The organism is Lutispora sp. QWL-02 (genome assembly GCF_058315355.1).
The window spans coordinates 486396-506790 of record NZ_CM177762.1; the positions used below are offsets into that span (position 1 = coordinate 486396).

At 40.7% G+C, this 20395-nt stretch carries 20 protein-coding genes, 5 tRNA genes and 1 pseudogene; 23 read left to right on the forward strand and 3 right to left on the reverse strand.

The genetic code is table 11. From position 1 onward, the window contains the following. Nucleotides 1–2 precede the first annotated feature (2 nt). The 21 genes and pseudogenes from lonC to arsB all read left to right on the forward strand — a co-directional run bounded on the left by lonC (nt 3) and on the right by arsB (nt 16871). Nucleotides 3–1823, forward strand: coding sequence for a Lon family ATP-dependent protease (lonC, locus tag AC4HCY_RS02055; protein WP_491095278.1), 1821 nt, complete (start codon nt 3–5; stop codon nt 1821–1823). Nucleotides 1824–1837: 14 nt separating this feature from the next. Continuing rightward, nucleotides 1838–3169: a replicative DNA helicase gene (gene dnaB, locus AC4HCY_RS02060; RefSeq protein ID WP_255229203.1), complete on the forward strand. Its 1332-nt coding sequence runs from the start codon at nt 1838–1840 to the stop codon at nt 3167–3169. Nucleotides 3170–3731: 562 nt separating this feature from the next. Continuing rightward, complete coding sequence (locus AC4HCY_RS02065) at nt 3732–5144, forward strand: NAD(P)/FAD-dependent oxidoreductase (RefSeq protein WP_491095279.1); 1413 nt, start codon at nt 3732–3734, stop codon at nt 5142–5144. 204 nt (nt 5145–5348) lie between these two features. Beyond that, nucleotides 5349–5424: transfer RNA gene (locus AC4HCY_RS02070), tRNA-Lys, on the forward strand. Nucleotides 5425–5430: 6 nt separating this feature from the next. Next, nucleotides 5431–5505, forward strand: a tRNA-Glu gene (locus AC4HCY_RS02075). Between the two features lie 5 nt (nt 5506–5510). Then, a tRNA-Val gene (locus AC4HCY_RS02080) sits at nt 5511–5586 on the forward strand. Between the two features lie 17 nt (nt 5587–5603). Then, nucleotides 5604–5680 (forward strand) — tRNA-Asp (locus AC4HCY_RS02085). Nucleotides 5681–5825: 145 nt separating this feature from the next. Beyond that, nucleotides 5826–5901 (forward strand) — tRNA-Thr (locus AC4HCY_RS02090). Nucleotides 5902–6338: 437 nt separating this feature from the next. Beyond that, nucleotides 6339–6791 carry a hypothetical protein gene (locus tag AC4HCY_RS02095; RefSeq protein ID WP_491095280.1) on the forward strand — a complete coding sequence of 151 codons (453 nt, stop codon included), beginning with the start codon at nt 6339–6341 and terminating at the stop codon, nt 6789–6791. 4 nt (nt 6792–6795) lie between these two features. Then, on the forward strand, nt 6796–7032 hold the full coding sequence (locus AC4HCY_RS02100; protein WP_491095281.1) for a hypothetical protein: 237 nt from the start codon (nt 6796–6798) through the stop codon (nt 7030–7032). 192 nt (nt 7033–7224) lie between these two features. After that, nucleotides 7225–9471 carry a hypothetical protein gene (locus AC4HCY_RS02105; RefSeq protein WP_491095282.1) on the forward strand — a complete coding sequence of 749 codons (2247 nt, stop codon included), beginning with the start codon at nt 7225–7227 and terminating at the stop codon, nt 9469–9471. Between the two features lie 239 nt (nt 9472–9710). Beyond that, nucleotides 9711–10442 (forward strand): GNAT family N-acetyltransferase, encoded by a 732-nt coding sequence (locus AC4HCY_RS02110; protein WP_491095283.1) that lies wholly within the window; start codon nt 9711–9713, stop codon nt 10440–10442. Between the two features lie 59 nt (nt 10443–10501). Further along, nucleotides 10502–11458 carry an aldo/keto reductase gene (locus tag AC4HCY_RS02115; protein ID WP_323432675.1) on the forward strand — a complete coding sequence of 319 codons (957 nt, stop codon included), beginning with the start codon at nt 10502–10504 and terminating at the stop codon, nt 11456–11458. Nucleotides 11459–11539: 81 nt separating this feature from the next. Continuing rightward, the gene (locus AC4HCY_RS02120; RefSeq protein ID WP_491095284.1) at nt 11540–11758 is read left to right on the forward strand and encodes a hypothetical protein; all 219 of its coding nucleotides are present in this window, start codon (nt 11540–11542) and stop codon (nt 11756–11758) included. 447 nt (nt 11759–12205) lie between these two features. Continuing rightward, a pseudogene (locus AC4HCY_RS02125) lies at nt 12206–12400 on the forward strand (D-cysteine desulfhydrase family protein); the annotation flags it as partial. A 433-nt stretch (nt 12401–12833) separates the two neighbouring features. Then, nucleotides 12834–13565, forward strand: a complete 732-nt coding sequence (locus AC4HCY_RS02130; protein WP_491095285.1) for a metallophosphoesterase family protein — start codon at nt 12834–12836, stop codon at nt 13563–13565. Further along, nucleotides 13558–14097, forward strand: coding sequence for a DUF2703 domain-containing protein (locus tag AC4HCY_RS02135; RefSeq protein WP_491095286.1), 540 nt, complete (start codon nt 13558–13560; stop codon nt 14095–14097). Before AC4HCY_RS02130 ends, AC4HCY_RS02135 begins: the two co-directional genes overlap by 8 nt. 69 nt (nt 14098–14166) lie before the next feature. Further along, complete coding sequence (locus tag AC4HCY_RS02140) at nt 14167–14445, forward strand: ArsR/SmtB family transcription factor (RefSeq protein WP_491096068.1); 279 nt, start codon at nt 14167–14169, stop codon at nt 14443–14445. 12 nt (nt 14446–14457) lie between these two features. Then, a complete protein-coding gene (locus AC4HCY_RS02145; protein WP_491095287.1) occupies nt 14458–15462 on the forward strand; it encodes a permease in 1005 nt (334 codons plus the stop codon). 80 nt (nt 15463–15542) lie between these two features. Beyond that, nucleotides 15543–15782: a thioredoxin family protein gene (locus tag AC4HCY_RS02150; protein ID WP_491096069.1), complete on the forward strand. Its 240-nt coding sequence runs from the start codon at nt 15543–15545 to the stop codon at nt 15780–15782. Nucleotides 15783–15815: 33 nt separating this feature from the next. Further along, complete coding sequence (gene arsB / locus AC4HCY_RS02155) at nt 15816–16871, forward strand: ACR3 family arsenite efflux transporter (protein WP_491095288.1); 1056 nt, start codon at nt 15816–15818, stop codon at nt 16869–16871. 20 nt (nt 16872–16891) lie between these two features. Here the strand turns inward: arsB and AC4HCY_RS02160 are convergent, their stop codons facing one another. Next, a complete protein-coding gene (locus tag AC4HCY_RS02160) occupies nt 16892–17074 on the reverse strand; it encodes a hypothetical protein (RefSeq protein ID WP_323432652.1) in 183 nt (60 codons plus the stop codon). A gap of 184 nt (nt 17075–17258) precedes the next feature. On the opposite strand from AC4HCY_RS02160, the gene AC4HCY_RS02165 reads away from it, so the two are divergent. Further along, nucleotides 17259–18536, forward strand: coding sequence for a site-specific DNA-methyltransferase (locus AC4HCY_RS02165; protein ID WP_491095289.1), 1278 nt, complete (start codon nt 17259–17261; stop codon nt 18534–18536). A gap of 23 nt (nt 18537–18559) precedes the next feature. On the opposite strand, the gene AC4HCY_RS02170 is transcribed toward AC4HCY_RS02165, so the two are convergent. Beyond that, entirely contained in the window at nt 18560–19003 is a 444-nt protein-coding gene (locus AC4HCY_RS02170) for an SPASM domain-containing protein (protein WP_491095290.1), read from the reverse strand. After that, nucleotides 18958–19311 (reverse strand): hypothetical protein, encoded by a 354-nt coding sequence (locus AC4HCY_RS02175; protein WP_491095291.1) that lies wholly within the window; start codon nt 19309–19311, stop codon nt 18958–18960. The genes AC4HCY_RS02170 and AC4HCY_RS02175 overlap by 46 nt, the downstream gene beginning before the upstream one ends. A gap of 275 nt (nt 19312–19586) precedes the next feature. Between AC4HCY_RS02175 and AC4HCY_RS02180 the strand changes: the two genes are divergently transcribed. Continuing rightward, the gene (locus AC4HCY_RS02180; protein WP_491096070.1) at nt 19587–20378 is read left to right on the forward strand and encodes a putative hydro-lyase; all 792 of its coding nucleotides are present in this window, start codon (nt 19587–19589) and stop codon (nt 20376–20378) included. Nucleotides 20379–20395 lie beyond the last annotated feature (17 nt).

A 20395-nucleotide genomic window follows, 5' to 3' on the forward strand; every position in this document is an offset into this window, starting at 1 on the left:
CGTTGGGAAGTAGCATAGTATGCAGCAATGATGAACTATTGGATGTACTTATAGACTATAGCAGGAAGATTTATGGCGACAGCAAATGCGTAGGCCTTGATGATCTCAAGGACCCTAAAGCAAAAGCCCAAAGGCTTTGGGATATATTAAGCCCAAATGAAGAAATTTCTGCAGCAAAAGATCAGTATGATCTGGACCAACTTCTTATGAAACTCAAGGACAAGCTGTCGGATAGGGCAGCCAGAGTATATACGGAAAAACTGATAAATCAGCAAATACTTTACAAAATGGAGGAAAACGAAAAAGAATATCTCAATCAGATAAAGCTCCAGGTTATAAAAAAACACTCGGATAATGAAAATGCATCCACTCTTAAGAGATATGCGGAATTGGAGAAAAAAAAGAGGGTATTTTTGACGAAACAAATTTCCGATATTTTGAGGCCTCAAAAAGAGGATGAAATAATCGGGCAATCCAAGAGCGTGAAGGCATTGATATCGAAGATCGCTTCTCCATATCCCCAGCATGTGATAATATACGGTCCTCCGGGAGTAGGCAAGACCTCTGCCGCCAGGATCGCTCTGAAGGCTGCCAAGGAGAGAAAGTACAGCCCTTTTAGAAAGGATGCGCCTTTTATTGAGGTGAATGGAACCACCCTGAGGTGGGATCCGAGAGAAGCGATAAACCCGCTTTTGGGCTCTGTTCATGATCCAATATATCAGGGTGCGAGAAAAGACCTGTCCGATATCGGTGTGCCTGAGCCAAAGCCGGGTCTTGTCACCGATGCTCACGGAGGAATATTGTTTATCGATGAGATAGGGGAATTGGATCTTATGCTCCAAAATAAGCTTCTTAAAGTATTGGAAGATAAAAAGGTGAGCTTTGATTCCTCCTATTATGATGAAAGCAGCGATGATATGCCTAAATATATCCATACGCTCTTTAAGGAAGGGGCACCCGCAGATTTTATCCTGGTAGGAGCTACTACAAGGAGGCCAGAAGAAATAAACCCTGCCTTAAGATCCAGATGTGCAGAAATATTTTTTAATCCGTTAAGCCCCGGCGATATAGAATCCATATTGGAAAGCGGAGCTGAGAGGCTTGGCATAAGCATAGACAAAGAGGCTAAGAAGCTTATCGGCAAATATACCTACGATGCAAGGAAAGCGGTAAATGTACTGCTGGATTGCTACTCAGGCCATTTGTTTGAAAAGCCCGATGAGAGGGTGGTCATAGATTATGAGCGTGCCTATGAGGCGTTGGGTTCTCTCGTAAGAGATGAATATGCAAAAGCCAATGACGGCTCTGAAATCGGCAAGATATACGGAGCCGGAGTAAGCGGCTATCTGGGCAGCATAATTGAATTTGAAGCCTTGGCCTTTAAGCGGGAAGATGAAATGGGCTCCGTAAGATTCAATGAAACCGCCGGTTCGATGATAAGGGACTCCCTTTTTAATGCTCTTGCAGTGCTGAAAAACAATATGAACATAAATCCCGACAAATATGATATCCATGTGAATTGCATAGGCGGGGGCAAGGTAGACGGTCCATCCGCCGGAGCGGCCATCACTTGCCTTTTGTATTCTTCCATCGCAGGAGTATCCTTGCGCGGCGACTGCTGTGTGACAGGAGAAATATCCATAGGCGGGAGCATAAAGGCAGTGGGGGGAGTAAGAGAGAAAATAAGCGCTGCCATAAGAGCAGGCTTTAAGAATATGGTGATACCTTTTGAAAATAAAAGCGATGCTTATGATATTGAAGGTATAAACATAATATATGCAGGCAATATAAAAGAGGTAGTGGAATTTTTAACCAGGTATTGATTTGAGGTGTATATATGAATGAGCTGATACAAAGGATACCGCCGAACAGTCTGGAAGCGGAGCAATCTGTTCTGGGAGCTATGCTTTTGGACAAAGAGGCTATTTCTGCAGCTACGGAAATACTAAAGGGGGATGATTTTTACAGGGAGGTCCATAAAGAGATTTATGAAGCAATAGTAGACATATATAATGAGAATAACCCTGTAGACCTTATTACCATAACCGAAAAACTAAAGGGAAGAAACACTTTGGATGCGGTTGGGGGTATAACATACCTTACCCAGCTTATGAATATTGTGCCCACGACCCACAATATAGAACAATATGTAAAGATTGTGGAGCAGAAATCCTTGCTGAGAAAGCTCATAAGGTCATCTAACGATATCATATCCAAATGCTATGATAACCCGGAGGATCCTGTTTCAGTAGTGGATCAGGCGGAGAAAAGCATATTTGATATATCCTTGAACAGATCCACCCAGGGTTTTGTTCCGATAAAGAAAATACTGACTGCGAATTTTGACAGGATAGAAGAGCTTTATTTGAATAAAGGAAAAATTACGGGAATACCAACAGGCTTTTCGGATTTAGATCAAAAACTGTCGGGCTTGCAGAGATCGGATTTGGTACTGATCGCGGCAAGGCCTTCCATGGGTAAATCTGCTTTGATGATGAATCTGGTGCAAAATGCTGCAGTAAGAGAAAGTATACCTGTGGCCATATTTTCTCTGGAAATGTCAAAGGAGCAGCTTTCTCAAAGATTGCTATGTTCAGAAGCATTGATAGACGCACATCGGCTGAGAACCGGGGATATATCGGAAGATGAATGGATAAAGCTGGCCCGGGCTATGGGGGTGCTGGCCGATAAACCTATATTTATAGACGACACTCCTGCCATATCCGTAACTGAAATAAGGGCTAAATGCAGGCGATTAAAAATTGAGCATGGGCTAGGGATGATAGCCATAGATTATCTGCAGCTGATGTCCGGCGCCGGCGGCAGATACGACAGCAGGCAGCAGGAGGTCTCCGACATATCAAGATCGCTTAAAGCGCTTGCCCGTGAGCTGGAAGTGCCGGTGGTAGCCCTTTCTCAGCTGAGCCGTGCACCGGAAGTAAGAGCGGATCACAGGCCTATACTATCAGACCTCAGGGAATCCGGAGCCATAGAGCAGGATGCGGATGTGGTCATATTCCTCTATAGAGATGAATACTATCATCCCGATTCGGAAAAGAAAAACATAGGTGAAGTAATAATTGCCAAGCAGCGTAACGGCCCCACAGGGACAGTAGAATTGGTATGGCTGGGACAGTTTACTAAATTTGCAGATAAAGCAAAGATATAGAAGCACCGTGCTAAAGTAGAATTATGTACTAATATGAGTCATAAAAACCGCGAAATACGCGGTTTTTAATTTTTTGAATTTTATCAATAAGATATAAGTTATCCACAGAATTTTATGTAACGAGTGGATAACTCCAATAAGGACTAAAATATGAGCTTTTAAACCCTTGAAATTACATATTTCCAAAAGGTTATTCGAACATATGTGCATATCTCTGTGGATAATGTGGATAATGTGGATTTAAAAAATCTGAATTTGCAACGCCAGTGAATGCAGAATATTCATATAAATTGATGCATTATGGTATATTAACATAATATATGTTGAAATATTGAATGCAACCTCCAACAAAAAAATATGAATTAAATATTTTTGTCAATTTGATGCAGATCTATGTTGTGTATATCTTTGCGGCCTAAGTAGTCGGAATATAAAGACACATCAGTTCAAAACAAGAATGTGCAAGTTGACTCTATAATATACATCTGTTAATATATTAAAGGCTTCTGATGAGCATTCTGAAATTAACAGTAAAATACTCTGAGGATAAAGGGTGAGAAGAATGAAAAATAATTATGATGTCATCATAATAGGCGCGGGTCCTGCTGGAATTTTTACTGCTTTGGAGTTAGTCAAAAATAATAAAGATCTGGATATCCTTATAATGGACAAAGGAAGAACCTTGTCTCAAAGAAAATGCCCTGCCAGAAGCATAGGCAAATGTGTAGGCTGTGATCCTTGCGGCATAACCTTCGGATGGTCTGGAGCGGGTGCTTTCAGTGACGGTAAGCTGTCCTTAAGCCCTGAGGTGGGAGGCAATATTACAGATTATATGACGGATGATGAGGCTAAGGAATTGATAAAGTATGCTGATTCCATATATCTGAACTTTGGAGCTCAAAGCGAAGTACATGGTTTGAACAGCAAAGTAATAGATGATTTGAAATATGAATCTTCAAAGCACAATATACAGTTGATACCTTGTCCGGTAAGGCATCTGGGCACGGAAAAAGCTTTCTATGTTCTTGAGGGCATGTATAAATATTTGGTAAAGAACCCTAAAGTTGTGTTCTCCGAACTGACGGATGTCATAGATATAATTGAGGAAAAGGGTAAAGCTAAAGCTGTAGTAATAAAAAGAAAAGACGAAGAAGAGATGACGGTATATGGTGAATATATTGTTGCTGCCCCGGGAAGAGGCGGTGCCGAATGGCTTTCAGAGCAAACCAGGAAACTGTCGATAAACACAAATAACAATGCTGTTGACATCGGGGTGAGGGTAGAAGTACCCAACAGCATCATGGACCATCTCACAAAAGACTTATATGAAGCCAAGCTGGTATATTACTCCGATACCTTTGACAACAGGGTGAGAACCTTCTGCATGAACCCGGGCGGTGTTGTATCCCAGGAAAACTATGAAGGCGGCTTGTCCCTTGTAAACGGTCACAGCTATGCGGATGAAAACCTGAAGACCGATAATACAAATTTTGCGCTGCTGGTCTCGACAAGATTTACAGAACCTTTTAAGGAGCCTATCGAGTATGGGAAATATGTAGCCAGACTGGCAAACATGCTCACCGGCGGCGGAATTTTGGTTCAGAGGCTGGGGGATTTGCTTCAGGGCAGAAGAACCGACAGGGATAGATTAAAGAAATCCACTACAATCCCCACGATGAAAAATGCGGTACCCGGAGATTTGAGCTATGTGCTGCCCCACAGGTATCTGGTTTCCATCATAGAGGCATTAAAGGCCTTTGATAATGTGGCTCCGGGTCTATACTCGAAGAATACTTTGCTGTATGGCGTAGAGTGCAAATTTTACTCCAGCAAGGTCCAGGTAAATGACAATTTCGAGACTTCCGTAAAAAATCTTTATACTATAGGAGACGGGGCAGGAATTACAAGAGGCCTTATGCAGGCTTCCGTCACCGGCATTGTTGTAGCAAGAGATATAATCAATAAAATCGGATAACAATTTTCAGAATATATAAAAATAAAGCTTTACCATTGCAAAATTTTTAAAATCCTATTATAATATCAATACGTCTCTTGTTTTGGGGGATTTGTCAAAAGGATTTGCTGCCTGAGATTGGCAGCAAAAAAGAAAAAAATATTGTTGACAAATCAGTTGCCAGCATGTAGAATGTATTAATGTGAGCTATAATTCCTCACAGATGATCCACTAGCTCAGCAGGTAGAGCACATGACTTTTAATCATGGTGTCCGGAGTTCGACTCTCCGGTGGATCACCATCAAGCGGCCCGTTGGTCAAGCGGTCAAGACATCGCCCTTTCACGGCGGTAACGGGGGTTCGATTCCCCCACGGGTCACCATATTTGGGCGCATAGCTCAGCTGGGAGAGCATCTGCCTTACAAGCAGAGGGTCATAGGTTCGAGCCCTATTGTGCCCACCATTTTGATAATTATAAACGGCCCAGTAGTTCAGTTGGTTAGAATGCCAGCCTGTCACGCTGGAGGTCGACGGTTCGAGCCCGTTCTGGGTCGCCATTTTTAATTTTCATTGTAGATAAGGAATTGTAAGCGAGCAGCACAAGGAACTCAAAGCTCAAAAAGCGGAGCATATATTGATATGTGAGCATTTTTGAGACCGCAGAGTGACGAAGTAATGAGAAGCTTAGAATTACTTAGATAAGCTGGTGTAGCTCAGCAGGTAGAGCAGCTGACTTGTAATCAGCAGGTCGGGGGTTCAATTCCGTCCACCAGCTCCATTTGAAACATAAACACTGCAAATATTTGCAGTGTTTTTTTCATGGTGTGCCCGGTGGGCACACGTTCTAACGGGTGAAAGTCCCCAATCCGCCTGGCAGTGGGAAGGATACAGCCGAAGCCAAGGGTGTCCATCGTGAGTTGGAATCTGAAGAAAGGATTAGGCAAAACTCTGGCTTGTTACATTCGAGGCTAGATACAAGGATAAGGTTGCCATACAAACCAAAGTCCAATAACTGCACGGAATTGTATTTAGTAGTTATGGAATGAGTATAAGAGTGAAAGAACGTGTGAGTACCCGGGGAGGTCTCACGGACGTGGGAAGTTTTTTTTACGAACCACGGTTGAAACAAGATTTATCGTGAGAAGTCAGCAGACGCCATAGTACCATGTCAGTCGACGGGCATGGGAAGGGCAGAACCTTAGGAGGTGAGAGTAAATGAATGTTACCGAAGTCGAGAGAAAAGAAAGCACAAAACATTGCTGTGGCAATGGCTGCCGCCGGAGGGACAGTGCAGAACACGAAGAGGAAGGCGGAGCGCTTATCGGCAAGAGGATAACTGAAAACAACGTCACCAAGGCCGACAGAGGAGTAGATGGGATGGGAGTGGATGAACTTCTGCAATATCTCAAAGATAACGGCGAGGAACTCCGTGAATCCATACTGGCAGGTCAATACCGGCCAGCCCCGGTACGAAGAGTAGAAATACCCAAAGAGAACGGGAAGAAACGGAAACTGGGAATACCAACGGCAGTAGACCGAGTCATCCAGCAAGCAATTGCGCTGGAACACATCATCCCGTACATTGAAAGGAAACTGTTCCTTAAGGTAAACCTAGAGAAAACAGTAGTGTCCTATGCAGGGAAAATCAAATTTCTAGGACACGGATGAATGGATGAGGAGACGAATCCGCAGGGTATTCTGGAAACGGTGGAAAAGAGTAAGGACAAGATACCGGAATCTGGAGAAGCTGGGAATCAGCCATTCCAATGCAGGTATCATTGCGCACTCAAGAAAAGGCTACTGGCGGATAGCCAATAGCCCGATTCTAAAAGCTGCCTTATCCAACCAAAGATTGGAAAAGGACGGTTTTCAGTTTTTCAACTCTTATTACAAATCTGTTATAGCGTAAACTAGGGAACCGCCATATACCGAACGGTACGTACGTGCGGTGTGGTAGGTCGGCTAATCAACTAATGATTAGCTTCCTACCCGATCAGCAGAAATCTTTTTTACCATTTTGCGGTGCTTGAAAATTGACTGATATTGGATGTAAGAATATAATTAAAACATCGCCAAAATATTGATTAAGGAGCATAGGAAAATGAAAAGAATATTATTCATAGTGCTAAGCTTGCTAATTATGACATCTTCATTTATGGAGGTATCCGCCTCTGCAGAAACACCTGCCAGTGCTTTTATTGATGCAAAAATTAATACCAATATGTATTACTTTAATGCTAAAAAAACTGCCGTAAATGGTAATGGCGTCGTTGTCTCAATAAGCGAATCGGGTTCATTGGCCACCTGTGAAGAGCTATCAGTTGGCGATTGGGAAATAGCTACCTTTGATAAAAGCATTGAATTTGAAGATATTATTGTAATCGATAACAAATTTAAAGCCGCTGCTACAATCGGGATGGACTCAATTCTTTTTTCATCAGATGATGGAATAAGCTGGGAAGAACAAATAATCAAAGGCTATCGCATTCTAAAGATATTTTACATAAACGATTCTTATTTCGCCATTGCCGTTGACCCTTGGAGACAATATGCAATATTTAAAACAAAGGATTTTGAAACCTTTGAAAGGATTGAATCCCAAAATGATATAGGGCTGAATATATATCCTAAAGCAGATGAAGTGAATTTTTTTATTTCTGATGCAGCATATTTTAAGGGCACATATTTTCTGTGCGGAATGTATAGTGAAGGAGATCCCAGAGCTTTTGACCCGGATTATTGCAAAGGGATAGTCATTTCTTCCCAAGATTTAAAAACATGGAAAGTTTGCATTGAGTCTCCAACTATACTGCGGGATATGGTTCAAAGCGATGGCACCCTTATAGCCTATGGAGGAAATAGCTATTCAGCAAGGCTTAGCGATACCAATTCTATCAGCAGCATGGGTGATATGAGTATCGGAAAAACCAATATGGTATATTCAAATGATGGTGACAAATTTAATGTTTGTAACATAAATTTTGAAACTAAGGCAGGAGCATTCGATAAAATAACATTTGCTGGAGGCAAATTCTTTGGAATAACATATAAGAAAATTGGGATATCCCCGGACGGAATTAATTGGATTACCCAATCTGCTGACGTGGATTGGAAGTATGGAGGATATTATAATGGCAAATATATAGCTGTCGGCACCGATATACGTAATAATAGCAGAAAGGTTATGGCTGCAAGCACTGGTAATTCAGCATGGAATATAACGGAGTGCAGTACAAACTTTTCTACTAAGACAAGGTCAGCCATTGCTTCCTTTGCTATGGAGAGCGGTGGATATTACATTTTAGTTGAGGACTCTACTGATATATCTTCAGATTTATTAAATTGGAAATCCAATCTTGGAAACGAATTAAACAGATATAAAAAAATACTGTTTGATGGGAAACGTTTTGTAGCAATTACAGACGATGCTGTTATTTCATCCTATGATGGCATAGCATGGCAGACTGATTATAAAATAGTAGAAGGAAAAGGCCATACTTCATCAAAATTTCGTGATATACATTTCTTAAATGGCAAGTATTATATATACGGCATAAAGTGGGGACAGGATGGAAAAGGATGGGAATGCCATGTTTGGAGCAGTGAGGACTTAGCAAACTGGGAGGAATATAAGCTGCACATAGATAATTATATTGAAAACGCCAATGCGGACTTAAACAATATAAGAGTATCGGTTATAGGGGATAAAGCAGTATTGACTCACAACTCATTAGAAAAGGCTATTATTGCTGTTTCAGATGATATGTATAACTTTACGCCAATCATGACGGATTATTCCAAATGGAATCTAGGAAAACTATATTACTATAATAACCAATATTTGGCTTTCGCAACTGAAGCAGCAAAGACGGAAGATTTATCCTCCAATCCATTTTACACTGTTTCCAAAGCATCCGATTTCAAAGATTATATTTATATTTCCCATGATTTAAAGAATTTTAAAAAGATGGAATTGCCGAGCCAGCATGTAAAGGCAATATACTTTTTTAAAGATTCATTCGTCTTGGCAGCACATGAATATCCTAAATTTAAATTGTATATAACAAAAGACTTTAGAGAATATGAAAGCTATGAAATTCCTACTGAAAGCTCAAATCTAAATTTAACAGGTTCCGAAGAGGGCATATATGATATTTTTTCGATTGATGATGTACTATATATAACCGGAGCCCGGGTTATGTATACCAAGAATTTCAAAGACTGGACTGTCTTAGATTCATTGCCTGCTAACGGATATATATCTTTTGCCGAAAGAGGCAACGAGGCCGTTGTGGGTGGACATGGAATCATGATAAGAATATTACAAAACAATCGGACACATAAATAACCCACCCTAAGTCCAACGCCTCTAAAGGCGGCGGGTGCAGTTCATCTTTTATGAACTCGGCTGACATTCGGCGGGGATTATCATCCCCTACTGAATGAAGACTCCTCCTTGCTTATGCACGATTTGCGCCAAGGAGGATTTTTTATATATTTGAAGATAAAAAAAGAATAGAGTAATTTTAGTGTGGAATTTTGGAACAATAGAGTTATATATGCATACAAAGACATGGAGGAAAGAGTATGAGAAAGCTTATAGAAAGCGGGTTTATAAAGAGAACAATAGTTAAAGAAGTAGCATATGAGATGCGTATACTGGAGAAGTCAGATATTGAGAATATGGTAGAGCTTCAAAATTTAGTTGCGGATGATCTGAAAAATCCGCAGACCTTTGTGGTGGATTCTAAGGAATTTGTTCTTACTCAAGTTCTGGATGATGGCATGGGGAGAGCCATAGGCGTCTTTGCAGAGGGCAGGCTGGTTGCATTTAGGACCATCACATTTTCGGGCAATGATGAATATCACCTGGGACGGGAATTAAATATACCGGAGGATGAGCTTGACCATGTGGTTCACCTGGAGGCGACCGTAGTACATCCCGAGTACAGAGGGAATAGGCTTCAGGCAAAGATGATGAAGCATACGTTTGATATTATTGACAAATTGGGTTATTACCATGTATGCTGCACAATACATCCATTTAATTATCCCAGCTTGAAAAATGTGATGGATTCGGGCCTAGCGATCAAGGCTCTGGATAGAAGAGAAGGCTCTTATGAAGGCAAGTGGAGATTCTTGCTGCATAGAAATATGAGGCATGAGGCTGCACAGCCATATAAAAGCTGTATCGAAGTTGAGAACGGAAGGATTCGGCAGCAGCAGGAGCTGCTGGATAAAGGATATGTCGGATTTGTGCTGATCAGGGATAATTATACTAAGGATGAATTCAAAATCCGTTATGGTATGCCCCTATGATAATGCATCTTCATTATATGTTATAATGGGGTAAAAACTATAATCCGGAGGTTGATATTTTGGAAAAGATTGTTCTAGGAAATACAGGCATTGAGGTAACAAAGCTATGCTATGGTGCTTTACCCATAGGTCCCTTGCAGAAGAATCTCCCTGTTGAAGAAAGCAGCGAAGTGATAGCTTATGCATTGGATAAGGGGATCAAGTTTATTGACACGGCTCAGGCTTATGGTACCTATCCTCATATAAAAGGTGCTTTGAAGAAGATAAAATTCAGACCCGTTATTGCCACGAAATCTGCGGCAGCTACTTATGAGGACATGGAGAAGGCCGTATTGGAAGCCTTGAAGGGGATGGAAATAGATTATATAGATATTTTTCATCTTCATGCTCCAAAAGCAAGAGTTCAAGCAGATGTATTTGAGCAGCGGAAAGGAGCTCTGCAAGCCTTATTGGATTACAAGAAGAAAGGCATGATAAAAGCTGTAGGCATATCGACACATAGTGTAAAAGTAGTTGAAGCAGCAGCCTCAAGAGAGGATATTGATGTGGTATTTCCTTTGATAAATAAAATTGGCCGGGGAATATTGGAAGGAACCCGTGATGAGATGGAAAAGGCAATAGCCCTTTGCGATAAAAACGGTAAGGGGATATACCTTATGAAGGTCCTGGGCGGCGGTACTATGATAGAAGATTATGAGAGCAGCATGGAATATGCTATGGATTTTGGTGAAAATTATTCCATTGCTATTGGGATGATCAGCAAAGAAGAGGTATTATATAACATAAGATATTTTAACGGGGAAAGGAATTTAGAAGGCATTGCAAGCATGAGAAGCAAAAAAATAGTAAGGACATCTCCAAACCTGTGCGTGGGCTGCGGTATATGCATTGATACTTGCCACAGCGAAGCCATAAGCTTTAACAGCACAGGAAAGGCATATATCGACCCGTCGAAATGTATACAGTGTGGTTATTGTGTAGCGGCTTGCCCGCTGTTTTCCATCCGTGTAGTATAACCCCAGTCAGCCTTGGTGAAATTAGCCTCTTTTCAAACGAACGTATGTTTGGTATAATAAAAGAAAAATGAAGGTGATAGCATGATTGAACATGTGTTGAAGGCATCACTGGAGAGAGGCAGTATTATTACTATAATTTATAACGGTAAGTCAGAAATGAGTGAACGGAATATAAAGGTACTGGAAATGCAGGAGGATAAAATTAAGGCATATTGCTATCTGCGTAAGCAGGTGCGGAATTTCAAGCTGGAAAATGTATTGTCCGCTTCTTATTACAATCCGAGAAAAAAAGCAGTTTAGGAGCAGTCGTGTACTGCTCCCTCTTTGTATCTATTAATGATTCGCAAGAGGAAGCCCAATGCTGAAGGTTGTACTTTCATTTATCATACTTTTTACAAGGATTTTTCCTCTATGTTGTTCTATATATGACGCATTAAATATTTTACAGTAGTAAGTTTATATTAACTGATAAAACCTGCCGAATATTTTATCCGGACATCCCTCCGGTATTCCTGCTCCTGTGTCGGCCACAGACAAAAAAGTATTGTTATTATGCTTTTTCAATTCAAAGGATACTCTCCCATTGTCAAAAGTACATTTTCTTTATTGAGTTTCTGGTTTCATAGAGAATATGTTTTCAAAAATTAACACTGAATGAAATCTCGTCCAACATATGAGCTGTAATATACTAACCGAATTATGTTATGATGGATTCAAGAATTGAAGGAGGTTTGAATATGGATCTGCGAAATAAAATTTATCCAGCAGCTTGCCAGTGTCGAAGGCGTTATTTTGGACCCGGTTTATACAGGCAAGGCTATGTATGGTCTGGTTCAGGAGATAAAAAAAGGCAGATTTGATAAGCATAACAATATATTGTTCATCCATACCGGCGGCCTATTTGGATGGAACAGCATACAAAGGGAAATGATCGAGGGATGAGGTGCTCATCATGATACATACTGTAGATATGCTTTGGAGTTTGCAGGAGAGGGTGTTATGCTGAAAAATCTTTTTCACGTTATATATAGAATGGATAGCAATTTTATTTATGCTCAAGTATAAGGGAAAAACGGATACTCAGTTGCCGAAAAGTATCAAGTTCAACAAGAGCTGCTTCTTCTTTGAAACTTGATACTTTTTGCTTTTCTTATTCCTGATATCAAGATCTATACCCACTACCTGCAGAGGTTGGGAAGATATTCGCCTCATTATATTTCCCGGGAAATATCTGAGGTGCTTAAGCTTCCTCACAAAATAATAATTTTTGTCAAACATATTGACGTTTATCTATATATAGGAATATAATACATAGAGAGATATCTATGTGATGATAGCAAAACAGAAATAAGTGGGGGAATGAGGTCATGAGTTTATGAGGATAGCAGTAATTGCGGACATACACAGTAACATAATTTCTCTGGACAGGGTGCTTTCGGATATTGATGGGAAAAAGACAGACTTGATCGTATGTCTGGGGGATTTAGTTGGCTATGCCGCTCACCCGGATGAAGTTATAGATACTATCAGGGAAAAGAAGATATTGACCGTCAAGGGCAATTATGATGAAGCAGTCGGCGAAGAATTGATGGTTTGCGGTTGTGATTATACAAATCCTAAGGATATGGAAAATGCAGCGATATCTCTGAATTGGACTATAGAGAATACAAGAGAAGACAATAAAGAGTTTCTGAAGAGCCTTCCCAAAGAGATTAAGATGGCTTTTGAGGGCAGGACGATTTTATTTGTGCATGGAAGCCCAAGAAAGATCAATGAATATTTGAAAGAAAGTTCCAGGGAAGCGGAAGAAGTGATGGCTGACTGCGAAGCCGATATACTTATTTGCGGACATACGCATAAGCCTTATTACAAAATGTATGGCAGCAAGATGCTGATAAACGCCGGCAGTGTAGGCAAGCCCAAAACGGGCAACTCTAAGGCCAATTATGCGGTCATCGATTTATATGGCGGCGGAGCAAAAGTTGAAATACATGAAGTGGACTACGATTGTGAAAGCACTGCAAGGGCCATAGAAGAAAATGGCTTGCCTCAAGAATTTGCCGAGATCATCAGAACGGGAAAAGCATGGGAGGATATTAATGAATAAATCAAATTGCGGAGGCTGCTGCTGCGGCTCAGGCTGCTGCGGCGGGGAAGACATGAGTCAAATAAACAAAAGGCGTGTTGTTATAGATTTCTTATACTTGGATTTGAGCGTATGTGAATGGTGCCAAGGTACTGATAAAAACCTTGAAGAAGCTTTGGCGGGCATATCTAATGTACTGGAATTAGCCGATATTGAGGTGATATTGAACAAAATCAATGTGACCAGCGAAGAACTGGCCATAAAGCACAAGTTTATCAGCTCACCTACCATTCGGGTGGATGGCAGGGATATTCAAATGGAAGTCAGAGAGAGCAGATGCGAATCATGCGGTGAGTTGTGCGGAGATGATATAGAGTGCCGCGTCTGGGTATATAAGGGTGAAGAATATGCAGTACCACCAAAAGAGTTGATAATGGAAGGCCTCTTGAACGGTATATTTGGGAGAGAGGATATAGCAGGTGAGGATAATGAATATGTGCTGCCTGAAAACCTAAAAAAGTTTTATGCGGCGATGAAGGCTAAAAGGCTGTGATGCTGCCTGAAATAAGAATTTATAGAGGAGGTGAGGTATTTGAATAATTGCAAAGAATATGCTCTTTATATGAAAGCCTTGAGTGATGAGACAAGATTAAAAATCTTTCACATGCTCTCTCACGGCGAACTATGTGCATGCAAGATACTTGAAGAATTCAATATAACCCAGCCTACTCTTTCCTACCATATGAAAACGCTCTGCGATAGCGGCCTGGTCGATAGCAGGCGGGACGGCATCTGGATGAAATACTCAATAAACATGAAAGCTCTGGAAGAGTTGAAGACTTTGTTTGATGCCATAGATATTAAAATGGTCAGTCGCGAAGATTGCACTGAAGGATGTTAAGGAGATGATGGCTTGATTATACTGAAATGGCTGAATGATCAATTGCTAAAAATGGTATGGCTGCACAATTTGGTAACATTGCTTGTTAAAAACGTTTTTAGCTTGGATGTAAACGGCAAGGCGGGCGGAAGCATTCACTTTTTTATATATGATGTCATAAAGATATTCATACTGCTATCTGTTTTGATATTTATGATTTCATATATCCAAAGCTTCTTTCCGCCGGAGAGAACGAGAAAAATACTGGGCAAATTCAACGGGATTTCGGCTAACATGTTGGGGGCTTTGCTGGGTACGGTCACACCCTTTTGCTCCTGTTCCTCCATACCTTTATTCATAGGGTTTACAAGCGCAGGATTGCCCATTGGGGTCACATTTTCATTTTTGATCTCCTCACCGCTTGTAGATTTGGCTTCAGTTCTGCTGCTGGCCGGCATATTCAACTGGAGGATAGCTATAGCTTATGTTATGGTAGGCATCATTCTTGCGGTTATAGGGGGAACGGTGATCAGCAGGCTGAAGCTTGAGAAATATGTAGAGCCCTTTGTCTTCGGAAACAAAGTCCTCGATATGGAGCAAGGAGATTTGACTGTCCAAGACAGGCTTCAATACTCTAAAGAACAGGTTCTAAGCATAATCAAAAAAGTATGGCTTTACATTATCATAGGTGTAGGGATTGGCGCAGCCATTCACAATTGGATTCCTGAGAATATAATTTCTGCCATACTCGGAAAGGATAAATGGTACTCGGTATTGCTGGCAACTTTTGTGGGCATACCCATGTATGCTGACATTTTTGGCACTTTACCGATTGCAGAGGCTTTGGTTTTAAAGGGTGTGGGCCTGGGTACGGCTTTATCCTTTATGATGGGAGTAACTGCTCTGTCCCTTCCGTCTATGATAATGCTCAATAAGGTAGTAAAAACAAAGCTTTTAGCCACATTTATAGGTGTCGTTACAATCGGTATCATCATCATAGGCTATGTTTTCAATGCATTTGGTTATTTGCTGATGTAAAGCTATACCAGCCATGGGATAAATATACTTTATACTCGTTATCAGCTAACACAACAGATTATTTTAAGGAGAGATAAATGATGATAATAAAAATTTTAGGTTCCGGATGCAAGAACTGTATCACCTTGAAAGAAAACACTGAAGCAGCACTAAAGGAGATGGGCATTGAGGCGGAAATCATCAAAGTAACGGATTTTAAGGACATTATGGCTTATGGTGTTATGACAACACCGGGTCTTGTAGTTGATGAAAAGGTCGTGTCCTATGGCAAGGTATTAAAGCCTAAGGAGATTGCAAAAATCTTAGAGAGCGCTAAGTAGCTAAGATGGATTGAGAGATGGGAGCAATGATTCATGAATAAAGAAAAAGCTATTGCCGGCATTGGATTTTTTGAAAAATATCTTACGGTATGGGTTATATTATGCATGGCAGCAGGGGTTTTGATCGGGGTGTATATTCCTGCCATACCCGAACTGCTGAGCAAATTCGAATATGCCAATGTATCAATACCTGTCGCTATACTTATTTGGCTGATGATTTACCCCATGATGCTTAAGGTTGATTTTGCCAGCATAAAGCAGGTGGGGAAAAATCCTAAAGGACTTATAGTGACATGGGTTACAAACTGGCTTATCAAGCCTTTTACAATGTACGCTATTGCAGCATTTTTCTTTTATACGGTTTTCAAGGGCCTCATACCCTCCGAGCTCGCCAAAGATTATTTTGCAGGGGCGGTGCTGTTGGGAGCAGCGCCTTGTACGGCGATGGTATTTGTATGGAGCCATCTTACAAAGGGAAATCCGGCTTATACCCTTGTACAGGTTGCGACCAATGACCTTATTATTTTGGTTGGGTTTGTACCGATAGTAGCCTTCCTTCTGGGTATAAGTGATATAGTCATACCTTGGGCTACTTTGTTCATGTCTATTGTGCTGTTCGTTGTGATTCCTCTTACGGCAGGATGGCTTTCAAGAACAACAATAGTAAAGAACAAGGGATTGAACTATTTTGAAAATACATTTATACCAAAGTTCAGTAATGCTACAATTACAGGTCTATTACTTACATTGATAATAATTTTCTCTTTCCAAGGACAGAAAATAGTAGATAATCCGCTTAATATCGCTTTGATAGCAGTGCCTTTGATCATCCAGACATTTTTGATATTTTTCATTGCATATTTTTGGGCAAAGCTTTGGAAGCTGCCTCATGATGTGGCAGCTCCTGCTGGTATGATCGGAGCGTCCAACTTTTTTGAATTGGCTGTAGCAGTGGCGATTTCATTATTTAAGCTTGATTCTGGTGCAACACTTGCAACTGTTGTTGGTGTGCTTGTTGAAGTTCCTGTGATGCTTACCTTGGTGAGGATTGCTAATAACACTAAGGGATGGTTCCCAGCATCCAAATAGATATTAGATAAAAAAGGTCCCTATCTGCCTTTTTCGGGCTCATAGGGATCTTCTTCATAGTCAAATTCTATCTTCTTAAAATTAGCTTTATTTGTAAAGACCTTATACTCCTTCTTGTTCTTGTTCAAATTCTTTAAGCGGTCGTATTCATCTTCTCTGTAATCAAAATCGTGGCCCAAGAGCTTGAATTTCCCATTGCTCAATATGTTGCACTTCCTTTATATTTACATGGTTGTATGCCGCAATTATTGCCTATCTTAATCTTATCATATATCAGTGAGTTTTGTAAGGAGAGCAGCTATTAATACCATATTTATTCCATTATTTTTGTCGTATAATATTATATGAGTAGGGGTTACGAGGAATAGAGTTCGGGAGTTGATAACAATGGATAGGATCAGCAGTGATATTGAAAAATACAGCGAATGCTACGGATTGAACTGGGCAGGGAAGAAGGTCGCCATAGCGGAGGCAGATAAGCCTTCCTGCAAGATCCTGGAGCCTCGTCCGGAAGAAAGCAAGGATTGGGAAAATACAGGGAATATTTATATTGAGGGAGATAATCTGGAGGCTTTGAAGCTGCTGCAGGAGAGCTTCAAAAGCAGAATAAAGATGATATATATAGACCCACCCTATAATACGGGAAAGGATTTCATATATAATGACAATTTCTCTCATTCAGGCTGGTGCTCCATGATATATCCAAGACTGAAGCTCGGCTCTGATCTGCTGTCTGAAAACGGAGTGATTTTCATAAGCATAGATGATAATGAAGCTGCCAATCTGAGGATGATATGCGATGAAATCTTCGGCGAGGATAACTTTTTGGCGGACATCATATGGAAATCTACAAAATCAGTGACCAATACGGCTATAATATCAGCGTCCCATACTCATAATCTAGTCTATTTCAAATCCATGGATTATTATATAAAAAATAGGGAAGAATTCCGACTGCCGGAGAGCGGAGAGGGCTTTGAAAATCCGGATGATGATCCGAGAGGGCCCTGGAAGGCAGATCCTTTCCAGGTAGGCGGGTGGAGGCCCAATCAGCAATATGAAATAATAAATCCAAATACGGGTATAGTATATAGGCCTAATATAAATTGCAGCTGGAAAAATGATTACAATAAATTCAAAGAGCTTCTGGAGGACAATAGAATTGTCTTCGGCAGGACAGGAGAAGGAGGACCCCAGCGGAAGCGGTTCCTTTGGGAAGCGGAGAAGCGGGGGAAGGTTGCAAAGACCATCTGGGATGATGTTGAGACTACAACCAACGGTACTCAATTGATCAAAAGCCTGTTTGACGACAAAATCGTTTTTGACAATCCAAAGCCTATAGGCTTGATAAAAAGGATGCTTCAGCTATCAACGGTGAGGAACAATGGGGATATAGCGCTGGATTTCTTCTCGGGATCGGCGACCACAGCCCACGCAGTCATGGAGCTCAACGCGGAGGACGGAGGAAACCGCAGGTTTATCATGATACAGCTGCCGGAGCCTACGGGTGAAAAATCTCAAGCCTATAAGGCCGGGTATAAAAATATATGCGAAATAGGCAAAGATAGGATTCGAAGAGCCGGAGAAAAGATAAAGGAAGATTATAAGGATAAGGAGTACATAGATAAGCTGGACGTTGGTTTCAGAGTTTATAAAACTATATAGCATAAGCTCAGCAATGTTATGTATTACTTATAAGTTGTGTTTTTCAAATGGCTCTCTACAATGTCTTTATTTTCAAAGAGTGTGCATCCGCCTTTATGTTCTTGTAACAATCCATGAAGGCTTCGTATTTCATTTAATAAAGATGAACTCAATGCCTCTTTAAGTGTTAAGTTTTTTAAACTTACATCTGAATATGGCACAAAGGGAACATATTCGATAAAGAAAAAAGCCTTGCAGCCTCTATCGATATAGCTTCTTATATAGCCCTCATCCAGAACACTATCAAAATTATCTGATGTCACAGTGATGGATATGCCATAAAAAATATTTCTTTTTTTCAGCAAATCCAGGCTTAAAGAAATCCTTTCAAATACGCCTTCCCCTCTTCTATTATCAGTTTGATTCTTATCTCCTTCTATGCTTACAACAGGTATAATATTTCTGCATGAAGAAAAATACCTGACCATTCTTCCTCAGAAAGCTCAGGCGAGCAACTATGAGTTTTCAACCTGTCATAGCATCCCTTGCATTTTAAGTTACATATGCTGGTTATAGAGCTTATCATAAACGGTGGTATATGCAATCCGTTTTCTTCATATTTATTTCTAACCTTCTCTGCTTGCTTTTGTTTTAATGCAATACCAATTATCTTTTTTGCTGAAGAAAAATCACTGAGAACTATTTTTATAAAATCTTCTACAAGCAATTCTATAGAATTGTTTAACATACTTGTTAATGTTTTGTTTGATATTTTGCTTATACTTGCTTTTTCCATTGCTATCCCCCAAAAAATAAAAATAAATTCAAAGCTTTATAGTCTGATTTGTTTCTTCCATAATTATACCGTAATTTTGAAAATGATAGAAGTATTAGAGGGCATAGAAAACCGAGCAGAAAATGATTATTTTGAATTAAAAGGGAAAATTTAACGTATGGTGCCTGGGGGATTATACACACTATGTGAACATTATTAGTACCTATTGTGGTAATATTATATATAAGCGATACAATATAAAACAAAGGGGGATAGCCGAGCTGTTCGGCGATTATATGATGGATTTAGCCAATATGAGTCCAAGAGAAGTTAGAGCACTTATCGGGAAAGAAGAAGTGACCTGGCCTACCTCAGGCATGTGCAGGGGTCACATACAGGCAAACCTTGCAATTGTTCCCAAGGATTTAGCCTTTGACTTTTTATTATTTGCTCAGAGAAATCCTAAGCCCTGCCCCATATTGGATGTGACAGACGTAGGCGACCCGGAGCCCAAGATCATGGCAAAGGGTGCAGACTTGAGATTCGATGTACCGAAATACAGGATTTATAAATATGGGGAACTGGCAGATGAAGTGAATAATATTGAAAAGTACTGGAGAGACGATCTCGTCGGATTCTTGTTGGGCTGCAGCTTTTCCTTCGAATCCGCCATGTTAAACGCCTCAATACCTGTGAGGCATATAGAGGATAACCATAATGTACCTATGTATATAACAAATATCGACTGCGTGCCTGCAGGCAAATTCCACGGCAAAATGGTCGTCAGCATGAGGCCCATACCCTACCGCCAGGTGCCAAGGGCTGTTCAGGCAACTTCAAGATTTCCTCAGGTCCATGGTGCTCCGATCCATATAGGAGATCCGGGCCAAATAGGGATCAAGGATGTAAACAAGCCTGATTTTGGAGATCCTTCCAACATAAAGGATGGAGAAGTGCCGGTATTCTGGGCCTGCGGCGTTACACCCCAATCCATAGCGATGACAAGCAAGCCGGAGCTTATGATAACCCATTCTCCGGGACACATGTTCATCTGCGATCCTAAAGACGAAGACTTAGCAGTGCTGTAAATATATAAATAAACTAC

Excerpts from the sequence above, each read along its gene's own strand:
- dnaB (WP_255229203.1), top strand. The coding sequence starts at position 1,838 with ATGAATGAGCTGATACAAAGGATACCGCCGAACAGTCTGGAAGCGGAG.
- AC4HCY_RS02065 (WP_491095279.1), top strand. The coding sequence starts at position 3,732 with ATGAAAAATAATTATGATGTCATCATAATAGGCGCGGGTCCTGCTGGA.
- AC4HCY_RS02095 (WP_491095280.1), top strand. The coding sequence starts at position 6,339 with ATGAATGTTACCGAAGTCGAGAGAAAAGAAAGCACAAAACATTGCTGT.
- AC4HCY_RS02100 (WP_491095281.1), top strand. The coding sequence starts at position 6,796 with ATGAGGAGACGAATCCGCAGGGTATTCTGGAAACGGTGGAAAAGAGTA.
- AC4HCY_RS02105 (WP_491095282.1), top strand. The coding sequence starts at position 7,225 with ATGAAAAGAATATTATTCATAGTGCTAAGCTTGCTAATTATGACATCT.
- AC4HCY_RS02110 (WP_491095283.1), top strand. The coding sequence starts at position 9,711 with ATGAGAAAGCTTATAGAAAGCGGGTTTATAAAGAGAACAATAGTTAAA.
- AC4HCY_RS02120 (WP_491095284.1), top strand. The coding sequence starts at position 11,540 with ATGATTGAACATGTGTTGAAGGCATCACTGGAGAGAGGCAGTATTATT.
- AC4HCY_RS02130 (WP_491095285.1), top strand. The coding sequence starts at position 12,834 with ATGAGGATAGCAGTAATTGCGGACATACACAGTAACATAATTTCTCTG.
- AC4HCY_RS02135 (WP_491095286.1), top strand. The coding sequence starts at position 13,558 with ATGAATAAATCAAATTGCGGAGGCTGCTGCTGCGGCTCAGGCTGCTGC.
- AC4HCY_RS02140 (WP_491096068.1), top strand. The coding sequence starts at position 14,167 with ATGAAAGCCTTGAGTGATGAGACAAGATTAAAAATCTTTCACATGCTC.
- AC4HCY_RS02150 (WP_491096069.1), top strand. The coding sequence starts at position 15,543 with ATGATAATAAAAATTTTAGGTTCCGGATGCAAGAACTGTATCACCTTG.
- arsB (WP_491095288.1), top strand. The coding sequence starts at position 15,816 with ATGAATAAAGAAAAAGCTATTGCCGGCATTGGATTTTTTGAAAAATAT.
- AC4HCY_RS02165 (WP_491095289.1), top strand. The coding sequence starts at position 17,259 with ATGGATAGGATCAGCAGTGATATTGAAAAATACAGCGAATGCTACGGA.
- AC4HCY_RS02170 (WP_491095290.1), bottom strand. The coding sequence starts at position 19,003 with ATGGTCAGGTATTTTTCTTCATGCAGAAATATTATACCTGTTGTAAGC.
- AC4HCY_RS02175 (WP_491095291.1), bottom strand. The coding sequence starts at position 19,311 with ATGGAAAAAGCAAGTATAAGCAAAATATCAAACAAAACATTAACAAGT.
- AC4HCY_RS02180 (WP_491096070.1), top strand. The coding sequence starts at position 19,587 with ATGATGGATTTAGCCAATATGAGTCCAAGAGAAGTTAGAGCACTTATC.